This is a genomic window from Paenibacillus piscarius (genome assembly GCF_022234545.1).
GTDB classification, from domain to species: Bacteria; Bacillota; Bacilli; order Paenibacillales; family Paenibacillaceae; genus Paenibacillus_AQ; species Paenibacillus_AQ piscarius.
Window position 1 is genome coordinate 76,566 of sequence record NZ_JAIEUI010000010.1, and the last position, 22,265, is coordinate 98,830.

Annotated in this window: 17 protein-coding genes; 2 read left to right on the forward strand and 15 right to left on the reverse strand. The window is 54.8% G+C overall.

Annotated elements, in window-relative coordinates; genetic code table 11:
* Positions 1–56: 56 nt before the first annotated feature.
* The gene (locus K1558_RS17145; RefSeq protein WP_238652865.1) at positions 57–431 is read right to left on the reverse strand and encodes a MerR family transcriptional regulator; all 375 of its coding nucleotides are present in this window, start codon (positions 429–431) and stop codon (positions 57–59) included.
* A gap of 136 nt (positions 432–567) precedes the next feature.
* Here K1558_RS17145 and K1558_RS17150 point away from each other — a divergent pair, with 136 nt between their 5' ends.
* Together K1558_RS17150 and K1558_RS17155 are read left to right on the forward strand one after the other, a co-directional pair.
* Positions 568–1,509 carry an SDR family oxidoreductase gene (locus K1558_RS17150; protein WP_238652866.1) on the forward strand — a complete coding sequence of 314 codons (942 nt, stop codon included), beginning with the start codon at positions 568–570 and terminating at the stop codon, positions 1,507–1,509.
* Between the two features lie 89 nt (positions 1,510–1,598).
* On the forward strand, positions 1,599–2,396 hold the full coding sequence (locus tag K1558_RS17155; protein WP_238652867.1) for an alpha/beta fold hydrolase: 798 nt from the start codon (positions 1,599–1,601) through the stop codon (positions 2,394–2,396).
* On the opposite strand, the gene K1558_RS17160 is transcribed toward K1558_RS17155, so the two are convergent.
* The 14 genes from K1558_RS17160 to K1558_RS17225 all read right to left on the reverse strand — a co-directional run bounded on the left by K1558_RS17160 (position 2,393) and on the right by K1558_RS17225 (position 22,207).
* On the reverse strand, positions 2,393–3,715 hold the full coding sequence (locus tag K1558_RS17160; RefSeq protein WP_238652868.1) for an ABC transporter substrate-binding protein: 1,323 nt from the start codon (positions 3,713–3,715) through the stop codon (positions 2,393–2,395). The genes K1558_RS17155 and K1558_RS17160 overlap by 4 nt on opposite strands.
* A gap of 30 nt (positions 3,716–3,745) precedes the next feature.
* On the reverse strand, positions 3,746–5,797 hold the full coding sequence (locus tag K1558_RS17165) for an iron ABC transporter permease (RefSeq protein ID WP_238652869.1): 2,052 nt from the start codon (positions 5,795–5,797) through the stop codon (positions 3,746–3,748).
* The gene (locus K1558_RS17170) at positions 5,794–6,795 is read right to left on the reverse strand and encodes an ABC transporter substrate-binding protein (protein WP_238652870.1); all 1,002 of its coding nucleotides are present in this window, start codon (positions 6,793–6,795) and stop codon (positions 5,794–5,796) included. The genes K1558_RS17165 and K1558_RS17170 overlap by 4 nt, the downstream gene beginning before the upstream one ends.
* Positions 6,796–6,868: 73 nt before the next feature.
* Entirely contained in the window at positions 6,869–8,545 is a 1,677-nt protein-coding gene (locus K1558_RS17175) for a response regulator (RefSeq protein ID WP_238652871.1), read from the reverse strand.
* A 1-nt stretch (position 8,546) separates the two neighbouring features.
* The gene (locus K1558_RS17180; protein ID WP_238652872.1) at positions 8,547–10,346 is read right to left on the reverse strand and encodes a sensor histidine kinase; all 1,800 of its coding nucleotides are present in this window, start codon (positions 10,344–10,346) and stop codon (positions 8,547–8,549) included.
* A gap of 95 nt (positions 10,347–10,441) precedes the next feature.
* Positions 10,442–11,254 carry a carbohydrate ABC transporter permease gene (locus K1558_RS17185; protein WP_238652873.1) on the reverse strand — a complete coding sequence of 271 codons (813 nt, stop codon included), beginning with the start codon at positions 11,252–11,254 and terminating at the stop codon, positions 10,442–10,444.
* A 15-nt stretch (positions 11,255–11,269) separates the two neighbouring features.
* Positions 11,270–12,193: a carbohydrate ABC transporter permease gene (locus tag K1558_RS17190; protein WP_238652874.1), complete on the reverse strand. Its 924-nt coding sequence runs from the start codon at positions 12,191–12,193 to the stop codon at positions 11,270–11,272.
* 92 nt (positions 12,194–12,285) lie between these two features.
* Positions 12,286–13,596: an ABC transporter substrate-binding protein gene (locus K1558_RS17195; RefSeq protein WP_238652875.1), complete on the reverse strand. Its 1,311-nt coding sequence runs from the start codon at positions 13,594–13,596 to the stop codon at positions 12,286–12,288.
* Positions 13,597–13,863: 267 nt separating this feature from the next.
* On the reverse strand, positions 13,864–15,507 hold the full coding sequence (locus tag K1558_RS17200) for a 3-keto-alpha-glucoside-1,2-lyase-like domain-containing protein (RefSeq protein WP_238652876.1): 1,644 nt from the start codon (positions 15,505–15,507) through the stop codon (positions 13,864–13,866).
* A gap of 132 nt (positions 15,508–15,639) precedes the next feature.
* Positions 15,640–17,415, reverse strand: a complete 1,776-nt coding sequence (locus tag K1558_RS17205) for a glycoside hydrolase family 2 protein (protein ID WP_238652877.1) — start codon at positions 17,413–17,415, stop codon at positions 15,640–15,642.
* Positions 17,416–17,563: 148 nt separating this feature from the next.
* Complete coding sequence (locus K1558_RS17210) at positions 17,564–18,502, reverse strand: ArsR/SmtB family transcription factor (RefSeq protein WP_238652878.1); 939 nt, start codon at positions 18,500–18,502, stop codon at positions 17,564–17,566.
* 70 nt (positions 18,503–18,572) lie between these two features.
* Complete coding sequence (locus tag K1558_RS33075; protein ID WP_238652879.1) at positions 18,573–19,298, reverse strand: MOSC domain-containing protein; 726 nt, start codon at positions 19,296–19,298, stop codon at positions 18,573–18,575.
* 213 nt (positions 19,299–19,511) lie between these two features.
* On the reverse strand, positions 19,512–21,455 hold the full coding sequence (locus K1558_RS17220; protein WP_238652880.1) for an ABC transporter permease: 1,944 nt from the start codon (positions 21,453–21,455) through the stop codon (positions 19,512–19,514).
* Complete coding sequence (locus K1558_RS17225; RefSeq protein WP_238652881.1) at positions 21,452–22,207, reverse strand: ABC transporter ATP-binding protein; 756 nt, start codon at positions 22,205–22,207, stop codon at positions 21,452–21,454. Before K1558_RS17225 ends, K1558_RS17220 begins: the two co-directional genes overlap by 4 nt.
* Between the last annotated feature and the right edge of the window lie 58 nt (positions 22,208–22,265).

Sequence of the window (22,265 nt, forward strand, 5' to 3'; positions counted from 1 at the left end):
TATTCTGAGTTACATTCCTTTGTCAATCAGTTAGAGATAACTCTAACTATCCAGCCCTAAATCTCCCGCAGCAAGTCCATATTATGGGTCTCGTACATGGCCACCTTGAGATCAATAATGTTCAGGCTTTTCTTGAGTTCATCCATCTGCCGCAGCACTTCCTTCCGGTGCGCAACCATCATTCCGCGCCGCGTTTCCCTGGTGCTGTCGCCCTGCATCACCAGTTCAATATACGTTCGGATCTCTTTAATAGGCATCCCGCTGTTCTTCAGGCAGCAGATGACTTTAACCAGCAGCAGGTCCCCCTCCGAGAAGATGCGGTTCCCTGCCTCATTACGTCCGACAAAGGGCATAAGACCTTCCTTATCATAAAAGCGGAGCGTATGCGCCGTTACCTCACAAATCGCCGCTACCTCATTGATACTGTACATCAGCTTTCACCTCACCCTGGGTTGTTAAAGACGGCTTGACTTCGATAAATCTCTAAGTATTAGCATGGAGTATAACAAACGGCGGGTCAACTATGTATTGAAGCACCTGGCGGTAAACCAAAGGAGAGAACATCAAATGGACAAATTCCCTACATGGACGGCTGCACAAATCCCTTCCCAGCAAGGGCGTTCGGCCGTTGTTACCGGTACAGGGGGACTCGGCTACGAGACTGCGCTTGAACTGGCACGGCACGGGGCAGAAGTGATCCTGGCGGGCCGGAATGCTGCGAAGGGAGCAGAGGCGGTTAAAAGGATCTCCGGCAGCGTCCCTTCAGCCAACATCCGTTTCGAGCTGCTGGATCTTGCCAGTCTGGCTTCCGTACAGGCATTCGGCACAAGAATGCAAGCTCAGCGGCACAGTCTTGATCTTCTGATTAACAATGCTGGGGTCATGACTCCGCCTGTACGCCAAGTGACCGCAGACGGGTTCGAGCTGCAATTCGGTACGAATTACCTTGGACACTTCGCGCTTACTGCGTACCTGATGCCCTTGCTGCGCAGAGCAAAGCAGCCGCGGGTGGTCAGTCTGAGCAGCATTGCCCACCGGAATGGCTCCATTCATTTTGACGACCTGCAATTTGAACGCCGTTATCATGCAGGGCAGTCTTACGCCCAATCCAAAATAGCGATGATTATGTTCGCTCTGGAGCTGCAGCGCCGCAGTGACCTGGCTGGATGGAACCTGCTGAGCCTGCCGGTTCACCCGGGTATATCACGTACGGACCTGCTGCTGAACGGGGCGGGACGAAGCAGCGTTCCCGGCATTCTCCGCAGACTGTTTGGGCACATCTTGTTCCAGCCGGCAGCCCAAGGCGCACTTCCGGCACTGTTCGCCGCCACATCACCGGATGCCAAGGCCGGGGTCTATTACGGTCCCGGCAGACTTTCAGAGACCAGGGGCTTGCCGAAGCCCGGCAAGATGGCTCTGCAAGCCTTGGACCAGGCTGCCGCATCCAGACTGTGGGAGGTCTCCCGGCAGCTGACACAGGTGGATTTCGATGCTCTGGCTAATGGCTGACATCTTTTGAGCCCGGGGAACACTGCCCGCTAGGCACCAATCCCGCCTTCTGATCATACACAAATAGAAAAGAAAGGCGGGATGCGACAATGAGTACCATGACAGGTGAGGCGGAGTGGGCGATCTTTCTGGCAGCGGTCTGCGGCCAGACTTATGTCCAATTCGACAATGCAGAGGGTGCCTTCGTGGTGCCGGAGGGCTTCTCAGCCGTGCACAGCTTCCAGGCAAAATCGATGGGGAATGTGTGGGAGCTGTTCGGCTTCATTCTCGAATCTGCGCAGGAGATCGTTGTGGCCTGGCGCGGCAGCATCTCCACGAATGACTGGCTCTCCAACATCAATGCCGCACAAAAGAAATTCAAATACATCAAAGAACCCTGCCTGACTCACAGAGGGTTCACCGACATCTATGCTTCAGCCAGGGATGACATTCTCTCCGTGCTTGGCACTTTGTCCCCGGAGAAGACGCTGTATGTAACGGGCCACAGCCTGGGCGGGGCGCTCGCAACCCTGTGTGCACTGGATATCGCAGCGAATTCTGCCTTCACCGCCCCGCGGCTGTATACTTACGGCTCTCCGCGTGTCGGCGACCCGGCTTTTGCCAGAGCCTTCCGCAGGTATGTCCGCAGCAGCTACCGTTATGCTAATCTGTTTGACGTTACCACCTATGTCCCGCCAACCGTCTTCAAAATCCCCAAGTCGGACATCAAATACTATTACACCCATGTCCAGACCCTGAAGTCCTTATCCTTCCAGAATGGCAGCCCTGAGCTGAATCATGTGATCCGGAGTTATTTCGCTGTGCTGAGGCAGACCCGGCCAGAGTTCACCAAAGCGATGTGCGCCGCGAATCCCCGCTTCTGCCCGGTCCCGGAGCTGATTCCCTAATTGGTCAGAATCTCGTTCAGACGCTCCTCCAATTGCTGAAGCCCTGCTTCGGGCTGTATCCGGTTACGCACGATATGCTGCAATTCCTCTGACATCGCTGTGAACAGAGCTGCATATTTATCCGTCTGCGGAGCCGGTTTCACCTGGTCTCTGGCCTGAATGAACTGCTCCCGGTAGGGCAGTGCGCGGTATGTCCGGCTCTGTTCAATCATAAGATTCGCCGGGACATGTCCTGCTTCGCCCCAGATCATTCCGCCCACCTCTGAGAAGTATTTCATGAAGTCCATGGCAGCCTCGCGCTGTGCTCCGTTCACGTAGGCTGGGATCACAAGCGTGTGGGAGCTTCCCCACTGGCCGTTGCTGCCGAAGACAGGCGGAAGCGGCAGCATGCCGATATCCTGTGCCTTATTGTCCAGATGATGTCCCGCTTCCCATACCCCGCCGAACCACAAGCCCGCCTGCCCTTTGTCAAAAGAATCCCAGGGCGTATTATCGCCCAGATCACTTAATCCCTCGTCAAACAGCCGCTGATAAAAGGTCAAAACCGCTAGTGACTGCTTATTATTAATTGCCGCCCGCTTCCCGTCCCGGCTAAGCAGCTCCCCGCCCGCCTGATAATACAGATCAAGGAAGGATTCCTGGAAGTAAGGCGTATTGACCGCCATGGGCTGCACGCCCGGCACCCGCTCCGCGATCTGCCGCAGCAGGCGGATGAATCCCTCCGGTGTATTCCCTTCCAGCAGCGGCTGCCCGTCAGGAGACAAGACGCCGGCTTTCGCCAGGATGGTTTTGTTGTAATAGAGCATATGGAAATGGGTATCCAGCGGCAGCGCATAATATTGCCCTTCGTAGCTGACAGCGCGAAGATTCTGTTCCCTGATGCCGCTGAACTGGAAGCCGGCTTGTGTTGCAAGATCATCCAGCGGAGTGATCTGCTTGGCCTTGATGAACGGTGACAGCCGGTCGGCATGAATGACCGCCACATCCGGCCCCTTGCCGAAGGACAGAGCGGTGCGGAGCCGTGCATAATATTCGTTAGATTCCAGCCTGAGCTGCTTAACGAATACTTCTGGCTGCGAAGCGTTGTAATCCCGGATGATCCGCTCCACGAACTCGCCTTCTCCTCCGCCGAACGGATTCCAGAAGGATACCGTGACCGGTGCTCTGTGCTCCGGGGGCTCCGGGTCACTGGAAGAGAGGTCCGCGCAGCCTGTAATCAGGAATAGTCCTAGCAGCAGAGTAGCAGACAGGAAAGCAGGCCGGAGGGCGGGCCACTCTGCACGCGGCTGAACGGGCAGCATTGATTTTATTTTGATCATCCTCTCCTCCTTTACCCCCTATGTGCTTGTTTATTTGACCGCTTTGCGCCAATTCGAACGATACATCAGATACAGGAAGTAGGGTGTGCCGATGATAGCAATCAGAATCCCTGACGGTATTTCGGTTGGAGCCATTACTGTTCTGCCGATCGTATCGGCGAGCACCAGCAGAACGGCCCCGGCCAGTGCCGACAGGAACATGGACTGTCTCAGCTTGTGGCCTGTTAACAGCCGGACCATATGCGGTGCAATCAGACCGATAAATCCGACCGTACCTACACAAGCGACGGCACCAGCCGCAAGTAAAACACCTGTTGCCATCGCTAGCAGACGAGTGCGCCGTACATTCATGCCAAGCCCGGAAGCGCTGTTGTCATCAAACACCAGCAGCTCGAATCTGCGGGCAAGCCACCAGGCGACCGGAATCAGAATCAGCAGGAATAGGCCAATGACCTTGACCTGTTCCCATGTACGGGCATACGTACTGCCTGTGAGCCAGATGTAACCGCTGCTGCCGTAGACGGCTCCGCGCACAATCAGAATTTGAATGCCCGCACCGGCTATAGCTGACATGGCAATCCCCAGCAGGACCACAGCGGAGGGATTCAAGCCTTTTTTCCATGAAAGCGAAAATACAACGGCTGCCGCAATGGCTGCGCCCGCAATAGCTGCAGCAGGCAGCATATACATAGGCAGACCAGGCCAGAGGATGAACACCATCATGGCTCCCAGCCCTGCACCTGAAGATACTCCGACAATAGAAGCATCCGCCAGCGGATTTCGCACGGCCATCTGAATCAGTACACCGCTGACGGCGAGAGCAGCCCCCGCACCGGCAGCCACCAGCGTACGCGGGATGCGAAGCTGCACCAGTGTAGAGAACATGCCATCAGACTGGAACAGGCTCGGCAGCAGCTCAGCCAGCGGAATGCGCATTCCGCCAAACATGGTGCTAAGCAACAGCAACAGAACCGTAATCGCGGAGAAAAGAATAGCAAGCGGCATGAAAGCGAAGCGGCGCACACGTCCGCCAGTGCTCATAGAGGTGGTCATGCCCCCGCCATTCCCGGCTTTCATACGGGTAAGCACCAGCCAAATGAGCCAAGGCGCACCAATGATGGCCATAACCGCACCTGTTGGCAGCTCCATGCTGGAGTTGTGTACCATTTTGGCAAGCACATCCGCCCCAACCAGCAGCGCTGCCCCCCAGATGAATACACCGGGGATCAACAACCGGTTGGAGCGCACACCGCTCAGACGGACCAAATGCGGAGCAACCAGACCGACAAAGCCGATGGGACCAATGACACTGACAATCACAGCAGCCAGAATAACCGCAATAATGAGTCCGCCCGCCCGGGCAAGTCCCACTCTCTGGCCGAGAGAGGAAGCAGTAGCTTCATCCAGCTCCAGCATATCCCATTGCTTGGACAGAAGCAGCGCAAGCAGCGTTACTCCCATCACCCACGGCCAGGCGTATTCTACACCCGTCCAATCATTTTGAACAAGTGTCCCTGAACCCCACAGGAATAACCCCTGTGTCTCCATAGAGTAAAAAATATGTAATGCGCTCGTAAATGAGCCAAGGATCATCGACACAATCATACCGGACAACGCCAGCCGTACCGGAGTGGATGTCCGTCCACCCCCCATAAAATAAGCGGCAAACGCAGCAAGCAGGCCACCCAGGGCAGCAAAAAGAAATGGCGACTGGCTGAGTACACCCGGAAAAAGAATAGCACCGAGCACAACAACAAAATAAGCCCCGGCATTGATCCCAAGCGTGTCTGAAGCAGACAGCGGATTTCGTGTAATCGTCTGCAGCAAGGCTCCTGCAACAGCAAGTGCCCCACCGGCCAGGATGCCAATAACGGTACGCGGCATACGCAAATCCCAGACCATATTATGTTCAAGCGTCCCTTGTCTGTCCGTAAGTGCGCCCCAGACGTCATGCAAAGAAATGGCGGCCTCCCCATAACATAAGCTTACAAAAAAAAGCACGATGAGGGCGGTCAGGCCGCCCCCATAGATGCTTAACATACGCCAGTTCACGGCTGGCTTGGCTGCTTGAAGCGAGCTCATTTGGTAATCGCCTCAACTACACCGTCAACCAGCACTTTGGAAGAGACCGGTCCGCCAAAGGTCCATGTTGTACTGCCCAGCTGGTACGTACGGTTTTCCTTCACAAAGTTCAAACCGTTCCATACCGAATTATTCTTCATCGCCGTGCCAAACACGTCATCATCCGGTTGTGTAATATAGATGAAATTACTGTCCTGTACAGCGGATAAGGATTCGATCCCTACAGTAGAGAAACCGTAATTCTCAAGCTTCTCCGGCTGCCAGTCATTGACCATGCCGATCTTGTTCAAGGTACCTGCCACGACCGAGTTATCCGAGAACATTCGCAAGGAAGCCGCATTTTGATAGGTGAATGCCTGTGTCAGAGCATAGTGGAAATTTTCTTTACCGGCGGCAGCCAGCTTCTCTTTGGCATCGGCATAGTGCTGATCCAGACCGCTCAACACTTCCTTCGCTTTATCTTCTTTGCCCAGAGCGGCTGCAATGGTATTAAAAATGGTTGTCATCTTCTCATAGGTATAACCTTCACCATCGTATGGATCAAATTCGAGCGTTGGCGCAATCGCGTTCAGCTGATCATACACATTCTTATTGTTGTCCGCATTCGCAATAATCAGATCCGGCTTGAGTGCAGCAATCGCCTCCATATTCGGTTCGCTGCGTGTTCCGATATCGGTTACGCTGTCATCAAGAGCAGCTTCATTGGTTACATACACTTTATAATTTGCATTATCGGCATTGCCGACCGGCTGAACCCCCAAGGCAACAACATCCTCTGTATATGTCCATTCCAGCGTGACAACACGTACAGCGGGCTTGTCCAGTGTAAAGTCTCCACGCTTATGCTGTACCGTAATCGGACCAGCAGACTCTTCCGCAGGCGCAGCGCCGGAAGCAGCGTCTTTACTTGGTTCTGGTGTAACTGCCGACTTACCGCAGCCTGCCAGCACCAGGATAAATGCCATCATAATCAATAGTACGTGTAACCCTTTTCTCATATCTCTTGTCTCCCCAGTTTCTATGTATTTGTTTTGATAACAATTATCATTATCACTAAGGAGTTCTATTTTGTCAATGCTCCTTCCGGGCCATTGCGCGATATTCCGAGGGAGACAGGCCGGTAATTTTTTTGAAAACCTTAGAGAAGTACTTCGGGTCCTGGATACCGACCAGGCTGCCTACATCGCCAGCCTTCAGTTCTCCTGTCAGCAGCGTCTTGGCCTTCTCGATGCGGATGCGGGTGAGATATTCGAGGAAGCTCTCCCCGACCTCTTTGCGGAACAGATTGGCGAAATAGTTCTTACTGAGATGGACCAGACGGCTGATCGACTGGAGCGTGATCTCCTGATGGTAATACTGCTGAATATACTGGGTCGCCTTAATAATGCTGTTACGGTCGCTAGTATACATCTCTTTCATATGGGCAATAAGGGCCTGAAAAGCCTGCAGGAACCACAGACGGTTCTCTTCCAGCGTCTCCAGCTTCGACAGCTCGTCGAAATACTGCTTCTTCAGCTCCAGCACCTGCTCGGCATCCTTCGAAACATCCGGCCACAGAGTGGTTAGGATCATCAGCAGCTCTAACGTAATGATCTGCACCAGCTCCGCATCCCGGCGCATAGCAAGCTGCCCGAATAACTGCTCCAGATACGTTTCCAGCTCTCTGGACTGAAACGCATAGACCATCGACTGAATCTGCAGGCTGCTGATCTGAAGCGACTGAGCCTGCGGTGCTTGAGCCTGCGGCGGAAGCTGCGCTGCGTCAGACTGCTCTCCAGGAACCTGTGCCCCCGGCCCCCCTTGCGCCAGCAGCTCCCCGCTCCCGTGAACCAGCACACGCCCGGTGCCCAGGAACAGCTTCATCCCGGCAGCTCCGGCGGCCTCTTCATAAGCTTCCTTGAGCGCTTCCCACTGCCCGATAGGCCCGCTGACGCCAATGGTCACTGTCCAGCCGTATTGTTCGCGCAAGCGCTGAATGAGCCGTTCCCCCAAGCTACGCAAGCGCTCAAGCACAGCCGGGCCGCCCAGAGGCTCACACGCCCCGGCGGTCACGATCAGTTGAACGATCCCCTGCCTGTCAGGCACCAGCTCGTACCCGAGTCCGGCATCCTGCCAGAGCTCAGCCAGAACGCTGCGGATGGCGGCCGCACCCTGGGCATACCCAGGCTCTGCACTGCTGCCCGGCACCACATGCAGCAGGTAGAGCGGCTGCACCCCGTCCAGTCCCGCCTGCACAAGCGCCTCACGGCTGGCATCCAGCCCGTGGGCAGTCCCGCGTTCCAGCAGCTCCAGCAGCAGACTCTCCTTGTGCACAGCCACAGTCTCCGCCTGCACAGGTGCAGCATGAACCAGTGCAGGCTTCAGCGCCTCATCCAGACTCTGCTTCAGCTTCAGCAGCACCTGCTCGAAGTCGCGCGGCATCATATCCGACTTGATGATATAATCGGACACGCTGTGCCTGATCGCTTCCTTGGCATACTGGAAATCCTCCAGGTTGCTCAGGATAAGAATCTTCAGGTCCGGGGACAGCTTGCGCACCTCGGCAATCAGTTCAATGCCGTCCATTACGGGCATCTTGATATCGGTAATCAGGATGTCGGGCAATCCGGCTGCGGCCATCAGCTCCAGCGCTTCCCGGCCGTTCCCGGCCTCCCCGGTGACCTCCATCCCGATGGCTTCCCATTCAATCATTGACCGGATGCCATATCTCACGATAAATTCATCTTCTACGATAATGACCCGGTACATATCAGCGGTTCCCCCTTGTATCGTCTGTGATGAGCGGCAGCTTGATCCGGATCGACGTCCCTATTCCCGGTTCACTGCGCAGGTCCAGCCCGTACATTTTGCCGCAGATCAACTTGATCCGCTCGTCCACATTCGCCAGCCCGATGCCGCCCGGCTTCTCTTCCTCCCGCGCTTCCCCGTTCAGCAGACTGCCGGCCAGCGCCGGGTCCATGCCCTTGCCGTTGTCCGTGACCTCGAACCACAGCAGATTGCCCGGCGCCTTGGTACATGTAATGCGGATCGTACCGCCGGACTCCATCTCCCCAAAGGCATGGATGATCGCGTTCTCCACAATCGGCTGCAGGATCAGCTTCGGTGTGCGCAGGCGGCGGACGTCTTCGTCCATCTCAATAACCGTATCAATATTAAAGTTGAAACGGAACTTCTGAATCCCCAGATAACACTGCACATGCTCGATCTCTTCCTCCACCGTAACCGTCTCTTCCCCCCGGCCCAGGCTGATCCGCAGCAGACGCGACAGCAGACTGACCATCTCTGCCGCATTGTTGGCCTTCTGAATGAGTGCCGTCCATTTAATAATATCGAGCGTATTGTACAGAAAATGCGGGTTAATCTGTGCCTGCAAGGCCTTCAGCTCAGCCATCCGCTTCTGGTCCTGCTCCAGATAGACCGCTTTCAGCAGTCCGTCAAGCTGCACGACCATGGCGTTGAAGTTGTCGCCGAGAATATCAATCTCATCATGCCGGCTTTTGGCTTTGTAGCGCACGCTGAGCTCACCGGACATGACCTGGCGCATCAGCCGGATCATTTTCAGAATCGGGTTCGTAATCGAATTCGCCAGCACCAGCGCGGCAATGACCGAGAACACAATGCAGAGCAGCCCGACGAACATAAAAATCTGCAGCAGCCGGTTGGAATCCTGATACAGCGCAGCTTTGGAGATCACATTGACCACGATCCAGTCATTGGTGTGCAGCTTCTTGGCGTTGACGATCAGGCTGTCGCCCTTATACGCCAGGGGAAACCGCGTCTCCTCCGTGCCCGTATGCAGGAGCTGCTCATACCCGGCCTGCCCCAGCACCTCACTCACGCTGCGGCCGATCAGCCCGCTGTCCGGGTAGGAGACGATCCGCCCCCCGCCGTCAATGACGAAGCTCTGCAAATCACGGTTGTTGCTGACCGCCTTCGAGACCAGCTCTTTAATCACATCCTCCCGGATGTCCAGCACCGCTACAATCTTCAGGGGGCTGTCGTCGGATATTTTGTAGAGCTGCTTGGCGACGGAGAACACATGGGTGCTCTGCGAATTCAGGCTATCGACATAAGTCCCGTAACGTGTCGGATACCAGCGGAAGCTGCTGCCGCCCTCAAGCGTCTTAAGGAACGGCTCCACCTCGGCAGGCGTGCGCGTGCTCCAGCGGTAGATGCCCTTGATATAATGCCGCTCTGAGACGAAAGAGATGGACTGCACGTCCTGGTTAATCGCCACAATCGTGGACAGCTTCGTCGTCAGCGACAGACTGTCCACATCATAGCTGCCCGGACCGGACCGGTCCAGATTCCGCAGCATGCCCACGATCTCGTTGTTGTTCAGCACCTGCATCATCATATCCTTATATACGCCCAGGCGCGTATCCAGATTATCGGCAGTCTGGTACAGCAGATGCTCGGAATATTCAGTAGCCTTGTGGTTAAGTGTTGATTTCGAGATAGAAAATGAAATAATCCCCATGACCACCAGCGGTGTCAAGGAGAACAGAATGAGGAGCAGCATCCACTTATAGCGCATACTGCTCTTCATTTGACTTATCCGGGATCTCAGGCGCAGCCGCAGGGGCCCCGCAGATTGCTCACGAGAGATTCGCATCAGTAGTCCTTTCCTGTCTGTCTTAAGAATCAGCCCTTGACGCCGGACATCGCTACCCCCTGAACAATATGGCGCTGGAGCAGGATGAACACAACGATCGTCGGAATCGCCGCCAGCGCACTGGCCGTCATGATCAGATTGAGCGACATATTATTATTCGACAAAAAGGTAGGCAGCCCTGCCGACAGAATCATATTCTCCTCCGAGGTAATCGCCAGGTAAGGCCACAGGAAATTGTTCCACGAGAGGATGAAAAAGAAGATTCCCACCGACACCATCGCCGAACGCGTCAGCGGCAGGCAGATGCTCCACCAGAGCCGCAGGCTGCGGCTGCCGTCAATCTGTGCGGCTTCAATATAATCCTTCGGCACGCCGTCCATGAACTGCTTCAGCAGCAGGATGCCAATCGGGTTGGTTAACCCGGGCAGCACGATGGCCCACAGGGTATCAATCAGCTCCAGATGCAGCGCCGTCTCATAGAGAGGGATCAGAATCGCTTCCGTCGGAATCAGCAGGCCCGAGACCATCAGCACATAGAAAATGCCCCGCGTGCGGAACGGCAGCTTGGAGAACGAGAACGCCGCCAGCGAGCTGATCAGAATGGAGATTATGGTTGTGAGCACGCCGATCACCAGACTGTTCCAGGTCCAGAGCAGGATCTGCGAGTCTCTAATGACTTTGATATAGTTATCGGTATTGAGATCGGACCAGTCCACCCAATCCGCCAGCGTATAGACGTTCACGCCATCAGGCTTCAAGGAGGTGAGAAACATCCAGATCAGCGGAAAAATAAACAGCAGCGCCAGCAGTATGGCGACAGCATTCAATGCAAGCTTTTTCATGAACCTTCTCCTCCCCTATCCGTCTTTGCGGTCTGTGACTTTGAATTGTATCACGGCGATCAGCAGCATGATGATACAGAAGATCATGGATTGCGCTGCGGCCATGCCGAACATGTCCTTCTTGAACCCGGTGACATAGATATAGCGGATCATCGTATTCGTAGAATCGCCCGGCCCGCCGCCGGTCATAATCTGCACCTGGCCGAACAGCTTGAGACAGTTGATAATCTGATAAAAGATCTGGATCTTCATCACACTCGATAATCCCGGCAGGGTAATGCTCCAGAACCGCTGCCATGCGTTCGCACCGTCAATCTTTGCCGCTTCATAATGGTCTGTGGGAATCTCCTGCAGACCGGCCAGGAACAGGACCATGACGAACCCGACACTCCACCAGTCCGTCGCCAGCGTAATCGCCCACCACACGAACCGGTGATCCGTAAGCCAGTTAATGTCCGCGTTGATGCCAAGCATATGTAAGGCTGCATTCACCGGACCGTTCTTCGCATCCAGCAGCCGCAGCCAGATGAAGCTGACTACCGAGACGGACAGGACATACGGCAGGAAGAATACCGAGCGGATCACGGTCCGCAGCCAGATTCGCTGATTGATGATCAGTGCCAGCAGCAGCCCTAGAATAATTACCGTAGGTGCGCAGAGCAGTACGAAATAGAATGAGTTCCACAGATAGGCATAGAAATCTGAATTCGTCAGAATTTTCGTATAATTCGCCAGAGCCACATATTTCTGCATCCCTTGAATGCCCCACACATGCAGGCTCATCCAGGCTCCGCGGATCACCGGCCACAGATAGAACACCGTGAACGGGATCAGGAACGGGATCAGGTACAGAATAGCCTTCAGTTCAGTCAGCAGGTGTATAGGCTCTGATCTGCGAAGGGTCGCAGCCGCCTTGTTCTCACTCAAGCTCCGCTCCATTATTGTCTCTCTCCTTCAGTTGAAATCATATACAGGCCGGAGCGGGATCTCCTCCTCATACGGGAATATGCTCTCCGCTCCGGCCGGCAATTCTAGTTCTCCAACACCTCGTTAATCTGTTTCTCCAGCTTGGCCAGGCCATCCTCCGGCGTCTCGCTGCCGAAAATAATGTTCTGCAGCCCTTCGGACACGGTGGTGATAATCGTCGTATATTTATCGGTCGGCGGCGCGAACTTCACGGTCTTCTGCGCCTCGATGAATTCGCTGCGGTAAGGCAGGCTCTTGTAGGCATCGCTCTCAGTGATCTTGCTGTTCGCCGGCACATGGCCCGCCTGGCCCCAGATCTCCCCGCCAACTTCGGAGAAATACTTCATGAACTTGGCTGCAGCTTCCTGCTTCTCTGGCGTCACGTAAGACGGGATAACCAGCGTATGGGAGCTGCCCCAGTGCGTCTGGCTTCCGAAGATCGGAGGCAGCGGCATAGCGCCGATGTTCAGCGATTCATCTCCCAGCAGCAGCCCCGCTTCCCAGACACCGCCGAACCAGAAGGCGGCTTTGCCGTTATGGAACGTATCCCACGGCGTCTTGTCATTGAGATCGGCATATTTTTTATTGAAGACATCCATATAGAAGTTCAGCACTTCCAGCGCCTGCGGGTTGTTGATGCTCGCCTTGGTCATCTCCGGGTTCAGCAGATCACCGCCCGCTTCATAATACAGATTGAGGAACGGCTCCTGGAAATACGGGGTGTTCACCGCCATCGCCTGGACATCCGGCACCTTGGCCTGAATCTCGGAGAGCGTCTTCTCGAAGCCTGCCGGGCTCATATCGTCCAGCTTGGGCGTACCGTCCTCGTTCAGCAGGTTAGCTTTCTCCAGAATGCTCTTGTTGTAATAAAACATGTGGAAGTGGGTATCCAGCGGAACTGCGTAAGGCTTGCCGTCATAGGATACGCTTTTGATATTGGAGTCCGAGATCTGCGTCAGGTCGAATCCAACCTTGGAGGCCAGCTCATCCACCGGCACAATCTGCTGGGCCTTCACGAACGGCGAGATCCGCTCCACGTGGGCGACTGCGACATCCGGGCCTTTGGAGGAAGACAGCGCCGTGCCAAGCTTTGCATAATACTCATTGGATTCCAGGCGCAGCTGCTTCACCTTGACCTCCTGCTGCGAGTCGTTGAACCCCTTGATAATCTGGTCCACGAACTCCCCTTCCCCGCCGCCGAACATATTCCAGAAGGAGATCTCCACCGGACTGCCACTTGCGCTCTCCGTTGCTGCCGGCCCGTCCGATGCCTTGGCCCCTCCGTTCTCTGTATTTCCGGAAGAGCATCCCTGCAGGACCAGCGCCAGTGTCAGCCCGGCCGTTACCACACCTGTTAAGCTTTGTTTCATCCTCATCTGTACAACCCTCTTCTCCGTAAAGTTTGTGCAATGAAAGCCGTAACGACTTGATGTAAGGGCTTTCTTATCTCTAACTCTACAGTGAACACCGCCAGGCATGAACCGACAAACCGCCGCTCCTTGGTGAACAAACGACAGAAGTTAATCCGGCCGGAAGCGCTGACAGGTAGACGATCTTACGCAGGGTGGAGAATCGACAGATGATGAATCAGGGCCTTTGAACATCAAAAGGGACCCCTTAAAGAGGCCCCCGTGAAATAGCGCTTAATTCACTGTGAAATTGTCAAAGCTGACGCTGTTGCCGAAGCCGCCGCGCACCCCAACTGTGCCTGAAGTAAAGACGGCATCATTCTTATCAATCTTGGGCACCGTCATATCTCCGACATAGACCTTGATGTTGCCGTTATTAACCACAACCTTCATGTGGTACCAGGTGTTCACGGCAATAGGGGTATTTACGGTCTGGAGAGAGGTCCAGTTATTATTGAACCGTCCAAGCCACACCTCACCGGCAGAGTCAATCCCTGCTGCGTAACCCTTTTGCGTATCAGCCCCGGTTCCCGGACCAGTCACATTGAAGAGGAGACTGCCCTGGCCAGCATTATTTAGCCGGATGTCTCCCTCCAGCGTATAATTCATTTTGGAAGGATACGGGGTGAGCAGCGATTTGTCAGCATTCACAGAATTCAGGTTATAGGTGCCGCCGTTCACAGCCCACGACCCGCCATAACGGGCCCACCCGTTGTCATTCGCCGAGAAATCATTGCTGTACGCGCCGCTAAGTGTTCCGAACCGCACCTGGACATTATGCCCGCCGACACTCCGGTCTACCGAATCCACGAAGGCGATCTCATTCGCGCCCGTCTGATACATTGCGGTCCACCATGAATTGCCGAAGGCTGGAATATCATTGTCCACCCAAGTGTTTCCGTAATCGTTGCTCAGGGAGAGCACATTGGAATTGGAGCTGAGCAGCAGCCGTCCGTCCGCCAGCGACAGGATATAAGGCCCGCCCTGCTGGTTAGACTGTACCTGAGTGCCGATGCCGCTGGTCCAGGTTTTGCCGTCCGCACTTTTTTTGGTGAAAATTCTGCAGCTCTGTGTCCCGCACACCTCAAAAGCTACAATATACTGCCCGTTCGCCATCTTGGTCCAGACCGGCATCCCCGGGCGTGCACCAGAATTAGACGGATCCCAGGCTACGTAAATCTCATTGCCCCAGCTCGCTCCCCCGTTGGTGGAGATCTTCTGGGAGATAATCTGGCTGTAGGACGGATTCTCCGTCACATGCTTCTCGCTTGCGTACATCACACCGACTGAACCGTCATTCAGGAGCTGCATATGCGGCTCGTACACGCCTTTGTCGGGATTCCCCAGCGCGCCGGGAGCGCCGTTATTCTCGTCGATGGTGCTGAGATAACTCCAGTTCGCGCCTCCGTTCACGCTCTTATACACTCTGAGCTTGTACGATTCCTGCCAGCGGACAGAGCGCATCGCCAGCAGCAGGTCGCCGTTCGGGAGCTGCAAAAGCTGCCCGTTGTCCAGGTCGCGCCCATCCTCCCACAGGGTGGACATCAGGGACCAGGTGCGGCAGTTGTCGGTGCTGCGGAACACCTGCAGCCGGGTGCCGCCCCAGGACACCTTGGTATAGCCGTTGTTGTCGTAGATAGCGGCCACCGCCAGCCAGTCCCCGTTCGCCAGCTTGATCATCCGGGCATATTCGGAGCCGAAGGTTCCGGGTCTTAAGCCCCGGGCATCGGGACCCGCATCGGTGAAGGTGTTAATGTTCGTGATGGTGGAGGTGGTCCCCCAGACCACCGGGCCATTCGCGGCATACACCGGGATGGCGGCAAAGATCAGCAGCAGACTCAGGGAAGCGGACAGCGAGACGAACCATTTTTTGAACACAGTAGCCCTCCTCTTAATCTTAAGTGATGTAGTCTGTTGACCGCACTTGTAATGTAAGTGCTTTCACCAAAGATTCTAAACGGCTTCCCCTGGTCATAGAACCGATAAATTACCGCTATTTGGGTTACAATGTTACGATGACCGTCCCGGCTGCAGGTTGATCTTACGAATCTCTTCCAGCGGAAGCTTCGGTGTGCGATCCTCCATAAGCAGCCCGTTCACTTCCTGCTGGACATCGGTAATCTGGGTGTAGCAATAGCCGCAGATATAAGGGGTATCCTTGATCGCCTGCGTGATGCTGCGGAACCGCTCGATGAATGCCTCTGTGCTGCCCACCTGCTCCCCGTACCCCCAGCCCGTGCCGGTGTCGAAGGCAATGCCGCCGAATTCGCTGACCATGACCGGCTGTCCCCGGTATTCATACCCTTGGGCCATTGCGTATTTCCAATTGTTGAACGATGAACTGCCGCCAAGCACACTGCCGGAGTCGGCATAACGCTCAAGCAGGGCTGCACCGCTCTCTTCATAATCATGCAGAGTAATAATGTCGCTGATGGTGTGCTCCCAGCCGTCATTCACAATTACTGGACGGTTCGGGTCCATCGCCTTCGTCAGATGATAGATCGCCTCTGTGAATTGCTGCTGCCGCTTGTTCGTGTAGACCTGCGGAATCCCCCAGGATTCGTTAAAAGGCACCCAGGTAATCACCGAGGGATGATTATATTGCTGCCGGACAATCTCTGTCCATTCGTTCGTAAACTGCTCTATCGCCTCATCATTGAACTCGAAGGTCGCTGCCATCTCCGACCAGACCAGCAATCCCTTCACATCACACCAGTACAGGAAGCGGGCATCCTCAATCTTCATATGCTTACGGACTCCGTTGTAGCCCATCGCCAGAATCGCGTCGATATCGGCAATCAGCGCCTCCTCCGAAGGCGGGGTCAGATGGCTGTCCGGCCAATAACCCTGGTCCAGAATCAGCCTTTGGTACACCGGCGTATTGTTGAGCAGGACCTTGCCCTGTTCGATGGAGATTTTGCGGAGTCCGAAATAAGAGAAGACCCGGTCAATCACCTGTTCCTTATCGTACAGAATGAACTCCACCTCATACAGCACCGGGGATGCGGGGGACCAGGACTGGAGCTTCCACGGGCCATTCGCTTCATGCGTCAGTTCAACGTCAAGCTGGAGCGAATGGCGGTCCGCCTGCAGCGAGACCTGCTTGAAGGTCTTCTCCCCGGTGCTGATCCGCGTCTCCAGCCGGAGATCCGGGTTCGCCCCATGGGTGTTGTATTCAAAGTGGACCGAGCGGTTATCGAGATCCGGGGTGATTTTGACAGACTTGAGATACGAAGGGGATACACACTCCAGCCACACACTCTGCCAGATTCCCGTCGTCTGCACGTAGAAGCACTCGAAGTTCTCGTTCACCCAGCGCTGCTTGCCCCGCGGCTGTGTGCAGCTCTGGCTGTCCTCTGCCTTGACCGTCAGCCGGTTGACCGCTCCGGTACCCGTGTTCAGATAATCGGTAATATCCAGAGTAAAAGCCGCGTACCCGCCTTGGTGTCCCCCTGCGTAGCTGCCGTTGACCCATACCTTCGCCACATAGTCTACTGCTTGGAAATTGAGCAGCAACCGCTTGTTGCCCAAGCTGTCAGGAAGCTGCAGTTCACGCTCATACCAGACATAAGGATGGAATGCAGTCTCACCGATCCCGCTGGCCTCTGTCTCATACGTGAACGGAACCTGAATTTTCAGATCGCCTTGCAGCGCCTCGTACCACCGGTTCTTCTCCCCCATGTTGTCATCATCATAGCGGAAATCCCATTCCCCGTTCAGGCTCTGCCAGGCATCACGGACGAACTGCGGCCGCGGGTAATCCTTGATATAGTGCCGGGTAGTCATTAACTATGCACACTCCTTATAAACAATAATTTTGTTTTAATACAATAAATATGTATTAATTATTGCAGAAACTGCTCAAATGTCAATGCAAAAAAGAACCGTCGCCATAAGCAGCAGGTTCTTCTTAATAAGCTCTATCTATGTTCTTTTATTGCTTCACGCTAAAATAAATCTTCATCACCAGATCCTGCTCATAATCGCCGAATTTCTTGCCGAACAGGTTCATGCCGCCCTTGTGTCTGGCATCCTCCTTGACGCCCAGCCGCAGATCCACATGGTTCTTCCGGGTGAGGTTCAGCTCCTCCAGCGTCACAGCGGATAGCTCCTGATGGTCGATGGTGCTGCGGGTAGAGTCCACGCTCCAGGTCTTCAGCATGCCGAACTGGGTGCCGGAATCGATCCACCAGGCCGGATTCAGCTTCCCGCGCCGTCCGCCGAAGTCACCCGGTGAGGTCCAGGTGCCCACCTCCACTCCGTTGATCCAGAGCGTAATATCCGACGGCCAGTCATTGGCGTAATTGGGAGCTTCCGAACAGATCTCCATCGAGAACTGGATCTCTCGGACTTCTGCCCCCGCCGGAATCTCCAGCGGGTACCGGTATTCCAGGTAGCCCTTGCGCAGCCAGAGTAGCTGGGCCTGTACCCGATCCGGGTGAAAGAAGCCCGCCGGCGAGTCCTCCGTAATAATCGGGCCGGTCTCACTAACCATGCCGCAGGTCGGCGCTACCTCGCAGGCTGTGAAATTGCCGATCGGCATAGCGATCTCGTAGCATTGCTCGCCCTGGCCTGCCTGGGCCAGGGGCTGCGGGACATTGATGATGATCTTGATATCATCATAGATCCGGCTGCAGACCTTCATTGCGCCGCGTGAAGCAGGCAGCAGTTCGGTCACGATTAGTCCTGCCTGCTCCAGCACCTTCACATTGGAGGCCGCTGTCGATACCGGGATCTCCAGCGCCTCCGCCAGCTCCGCCACATTCATTCTCCGGCTGTTGAGCAGCGCCAGCATTCTCAGCCTAAGCTCCGTAGATAACGCATGTGTCACCTTCACCAGCTCATCCGCATGTTCCATGGATAGTTCCAGCATACCAATCACCCCGTCTTGACACAGTATGTAATTCCAGCCGCCTGGGCAGGATCAATGGACTTCTATCTGCTTAGCCCTCCAGCATAACCACCTGATCGCCCAGCCGGACTTCTCCCGGAGTGATAACGGAAGCGTAGACGCCGAACTGCTGCTTAAGCTCCTTATAGACCGTCTTCAGCAGCGAGCTGTCCCGCTCCAGCGTATCCGGGTCGGTCGTAATCATCACACAGCGCTCACAATAGCTATCCACTTGCAGCACTGTACTCCCTATCGACAGACGGCGGCCGAGCCACTCTTCCTCTCCGAGCGAGTCCTCACTTACTTCCACTAGGAAATTGCCCCGGAAGCGGCGCTGGTCTACAGGCTTGCCCCACATCGCCTCCAGCTTCTTCAGGCTCTTGTCCGTTACAAGCAGAATACTGGCTCCGTCAACAGAGAGTAGCTGCGGATACTGCGCCTCCGGGTGTGGTGCCTTGAATGCAGACATCGTAATTTCCGTCTTCGTCAGGCTTTGAATTTCCGCCAGCAGCTCCTGGTTCCAGCCGAACACCCGGCCGTCCTCCGCCGTAACCCGAATCGCCCCCCCGTTATATTCAGCCTGGTAGGACATCATCCGTGGAACCTTCCGGGCAGTGATGTACTGCGACCAGTCTTTCTTGGTCATATCATAAAAGGAACAATACCGGTCCCCCTCCACTCCATAAGATACAACCTTACAGGACTCCAGTGCCTCCCCCGCGAAGGATTTAACCGGATAACGGTTAATCGACTTAATCTCACCAACTGTAACTGGCACGCCCCCACCTCTTCTGTCTATAATCTGATCTCTCTGCTGCTTCTACTGCAGCGGCTTTAGCTTCTGAATCTCTTCTTCGGAAAGACCCGTTGCCTCGGCGATAACAGACCGCTCTATATAATACCATTATCGCTGCCTGTTTTGCGTAAGGCAAGAGCCATACATCAAAATAGAAAAGGACAGCCCGAAGGCCATCCACTTTACCTCATCTATTTACAGTGATTCCCCGATCACCCGCTTGTAATACAGGACCGACAGGAGGCCGAAGATCGAATAGAGCACGGTGTACAGCCCCATTACTGCGAACATCGGGGTCAGCATCTCTGTTCCGAAGAGGAACCAGCCGGATTTCACCGCATAATAACTGTGGCACAGCCCGACGATCAGCGGGATGCCGAAATTGAACAGCTGCTTGAACCGGATGCCGCGCAGAAGATCACCCTGGGTGAAGCCCAGCTTGCGCAGGATCGTGTACCCGCCCCGTTCCTCTTCACTCTCATCCATCTGCTTGAAGTAGAGAATACAGCCCGAGGTAATCAAGAAGGTTAAGCCCAGGAAGCCGACAATGAACATGATCAGACCCATACTGGTCCGCTGGTTGAACTCATATTCATATTGCGAGAAGCTTTGCAGCTCTGGCTTTTGCAGCGAATAAATCTCATACGCCTGCTTCACCTGTGAAGACTGGGTCAAATTAAGCCCGTAATAGATCCCATCGCCGCTCACCCGTTCCTGCTCCTTCGGATCTTTATGCTGGACCAGCTCCTGGTAGACCGAATCATCCACTACGAACACGCCCAGGATCCCTCCGCCAAAATAAAACGGCAGCACGCTCTCCTTCGACAAACCTGCCAGCTGCTGCTTCACAACTCCATCCTTGGTGTGAAAGTCCAGCTCCCCTTTATCTTTGAGCTTCAGCATCGTTTGCTTCGTAGCCGTATATCCCATAATTTGGGCCTCACCCGGCTGCACATCCACGTCCTTCAGACTGCTGTCGCTGATAACGGTTGCTAAGAGGCTGGTTTCATCTCCCGGGGTATTTTTGGTGTCCAAGACCTGCTTAAGATCGATCTCCATCTGCACCGTTGGAATCTCCAAGGCGGTATACCCGATGCCGGCCTGATCCAGCGCCTTCCGGAATGGAGTCTCATCTGCCTTCTGCAGAAAGCCGTAATCATGCGGCGAGCTCTCCCGCGCGGAGGACTCCACTGAATAATAGGAGATATAGCTCAGCGAGAGCAGACCAATCGCCAATGCAGATACGGTGGTGATGACGGTCAGCAACAGCGCATTTGTTTTCATCCGGAACATAATCGACGACAGCGATAATACCTCCTGGATGGACAGGTACCCTTTTTTGCTGCGGCGGATCAGATTGAATAGGAAGCTGACTGAGCCTTTGTAAAAAAGATACGTCCCGATAATCACCAGAGCGAGTATCGCGATCATCGCAAACATCAATGCGCTCATTCCATAGAAGGTGCCGTTGAACAGCTTCCCGGAAATATAGTAGCCTCCGCAGATGCTGCCGATTCCGAGCAGACCGATCACCACCTCCCACAGCGACATTCGCTGGATACGCGTCTGCGAAGTAGCTGTAACCTTGAACAGTGAGAGAATGCTCTGGGCCCGGATGAAGGTGTAGTTCATGATCATAATCAGGATGTATACTCCAACGAACACCAGCACCGTCTGCATAAGTGCCTCAGGGGAGAAACGCAGCGCAGCGAGCTGATCGACCTCCAGAATTCTGAACAACACCATCAGGATCAGCCGTGACATCACGAACCCTGCACCGATTCCGGCGAACATCGAGCCGAAGTACAGAATCAGATTCTCGGCGCTCAGCAGCGCGAAGATTCTGCTCTTGGTCAGCCCGATTAGCTGGAACAGCCCGATCTCCTTGCTGCGGCGCTTGATGAAGATCGTGTTCGCGTACAGCAGGAAGATGGCGACAATTGCCACCAGCAGCACCGAGGATGCCCCGATGGCCGCACCGCCCTTAACGGAACCGCTGACCTCATCCATTGCCGGGTCATACTGGAGCGTAACGAAGGAGAAGTACAGCGCCACACTGAAAATAAGTGCGAAGACATACAGATAATAGTTCCTGATGTTCTTTTTGAGATTCCGCAGGATAATATAATTCAGACTCATTGCGCTACACCGCCAAGCACGCCCTGAGTGCTGATAATATCACCCAAGAAGGACTGCCGCGACTCCTCGCCCTTGTTCAGTTGGGTGTAGATTTGCCCGTCCCGGATGAACACCACCCGGCTGCAATAGCTTGCGGCCACGGCATCGTGCGTCACCATAACGATGGTCGCTTCCCGCTTGCTGTTCATGGCGGCCAGCTTGTTCAGCAGGTCGGAGGCAGACTTGGAATCCAGGGCCCCTGTAGGCTCATCGGCAAAAATAATGCTCGGCTGATGCACGAACGCCCGCGCCGCAGACGTCCGCTGCTTCTGGCCGCCGGAGATTTCCGCCGGATACTTGTCCTTCAGCTCATGGATGCCCAGCTCACCGGCTACCTGGTCGAACCGCTGATGGGCCTCCTTCTTGGAGATGCCTGTAATGGACAGCGGCAGCATGATATTCTCTTTGACCGTCAGTGTGTCGAGCAGATTATAGTCCTGAAAAATAAACCCGAGATGATGCTTGCGGAACTCGGCGAGCTGCTTCTCCTTCATCCCCGTGAATTCCTTGCCTTCAATTTCGATTGTACCCTTGCTAACCCGGTCAATGGAGGACAATACGTTCAGGAGCGTCGTTTTACCGGACCCGGACGGACCCATAATGCCGACGAATTCACCTTTATTCACCTGGAGATCGATGCCCTTCAGCACTTCCTGCTTATTGAACTTGTTGCCATAGGTTTTATAGATTTTGTTGGCCTGCAATATAACCATCTGTTCCCCACTCCTTTTCTGTATCTCTATCATAAGCGGGTGAAGCCCCGATTTCCTG

Coding starts and splice junctions, on each gene's coding strand:
- K1558_RS17160 (WP_238652868.1), bottom strand. CDS start 3,715: ATGATCAAAATAAAATCAATGCTGCCCGTTCAGCCGCGTGCAGAGTGG.
- K1558_RS17210 (WP_238652878.1), bottom strand. CDS start 18,502: ATGCTGGAACTATCCATGGAACATGCGGATGAGCTGGTGAAGGTGACA.
- K1558_RS17155 (WP_238652867.1), top strand. CDS start 1,599: ATGAGTACCATGACAGGTGAGGCGGAGTGGGCGATCTTTCTGGCAGCG.
- K1558_RS17165 (WP_238652869.1), bottom strand. CDS start 5,797: ATGAGCTCGCTTCAAGCAGCCAAGCCAGCCGTGAACTGGCGTATGTTA.
- K1558_RS17145 (WP_238652865.1), bottom strand. CDS start 431: ATGTACAGTATCAATGAGGTAGCGGCGATTTGTGAGGTAACGGCGCAT.
- K1558_RS17225 (WP_238652881.1), bottom strand. CDS start 22,207: ATGGTTATATTGCAGGCCAACAAAATCTATAAAACCTATGGCAACAAG.
- K1558_RS17195 (WP_238652875.1), bottom strand. CDS start 13,596: ATGAGGATGAAACAAAGCTTAACAGGTGTGGTAACGGCCGGGCTGACA.
- K1558_RS17170 (WP_238652870.1), bottom strand. CDS start 6,795: ATGAGAAAAGGGTTACACGTACTATTGATTATGATGGCATTTATCCTG.
- K1558_RS17190 (WP_238652874.1), bottom strand. CDS start 12,193: ATGGAGCGGAGCTTGAGTGAGAACAAGGCGGCTGCGACCCTTCGCAGA.
- K1558_RS17150 (WP_238652866.1), top strand. CDS start 568: ATGGACAAATTCCCTACATGGACGGCTGCACAAATCCCTTCCCAGCAA.
- K1558_RS17205 (WP_238652877.1), bottom strand. CDS start 17,415: ATGACTACCCGGCACTATATCAAGGATTACCCGCGGCCGCAGTTCGTC.
- K1558_RS17185 (WP_238652873.1), bottom strand. CDS start 11,254: ATGAAAAAGCTTGCATTGAATGCTGTCGCCATACTGCTGGCGCTGCTG.
- K1558_RS17180 (WP_238652872.1), bottom strand. CDS start 10,346: ATGAAGAGCAGTATGCGCTATAAGTGGATGCTGCTCCTCATTCTGTTC.
- K1558_RS17175 (WP_238652871.1), bottom strand. CDS start 8,545: ATGTACCGGGTCATTATCGTAGAAGATGAATTTATCGTGAGATATGGC.
- K1558_RS17220 (WP_238652880.1), bottom strand. CDS start 21,455: ATGAGTCTGAATTATATTATCCTGCGGAATCTCAAAAAGAACATCAGG.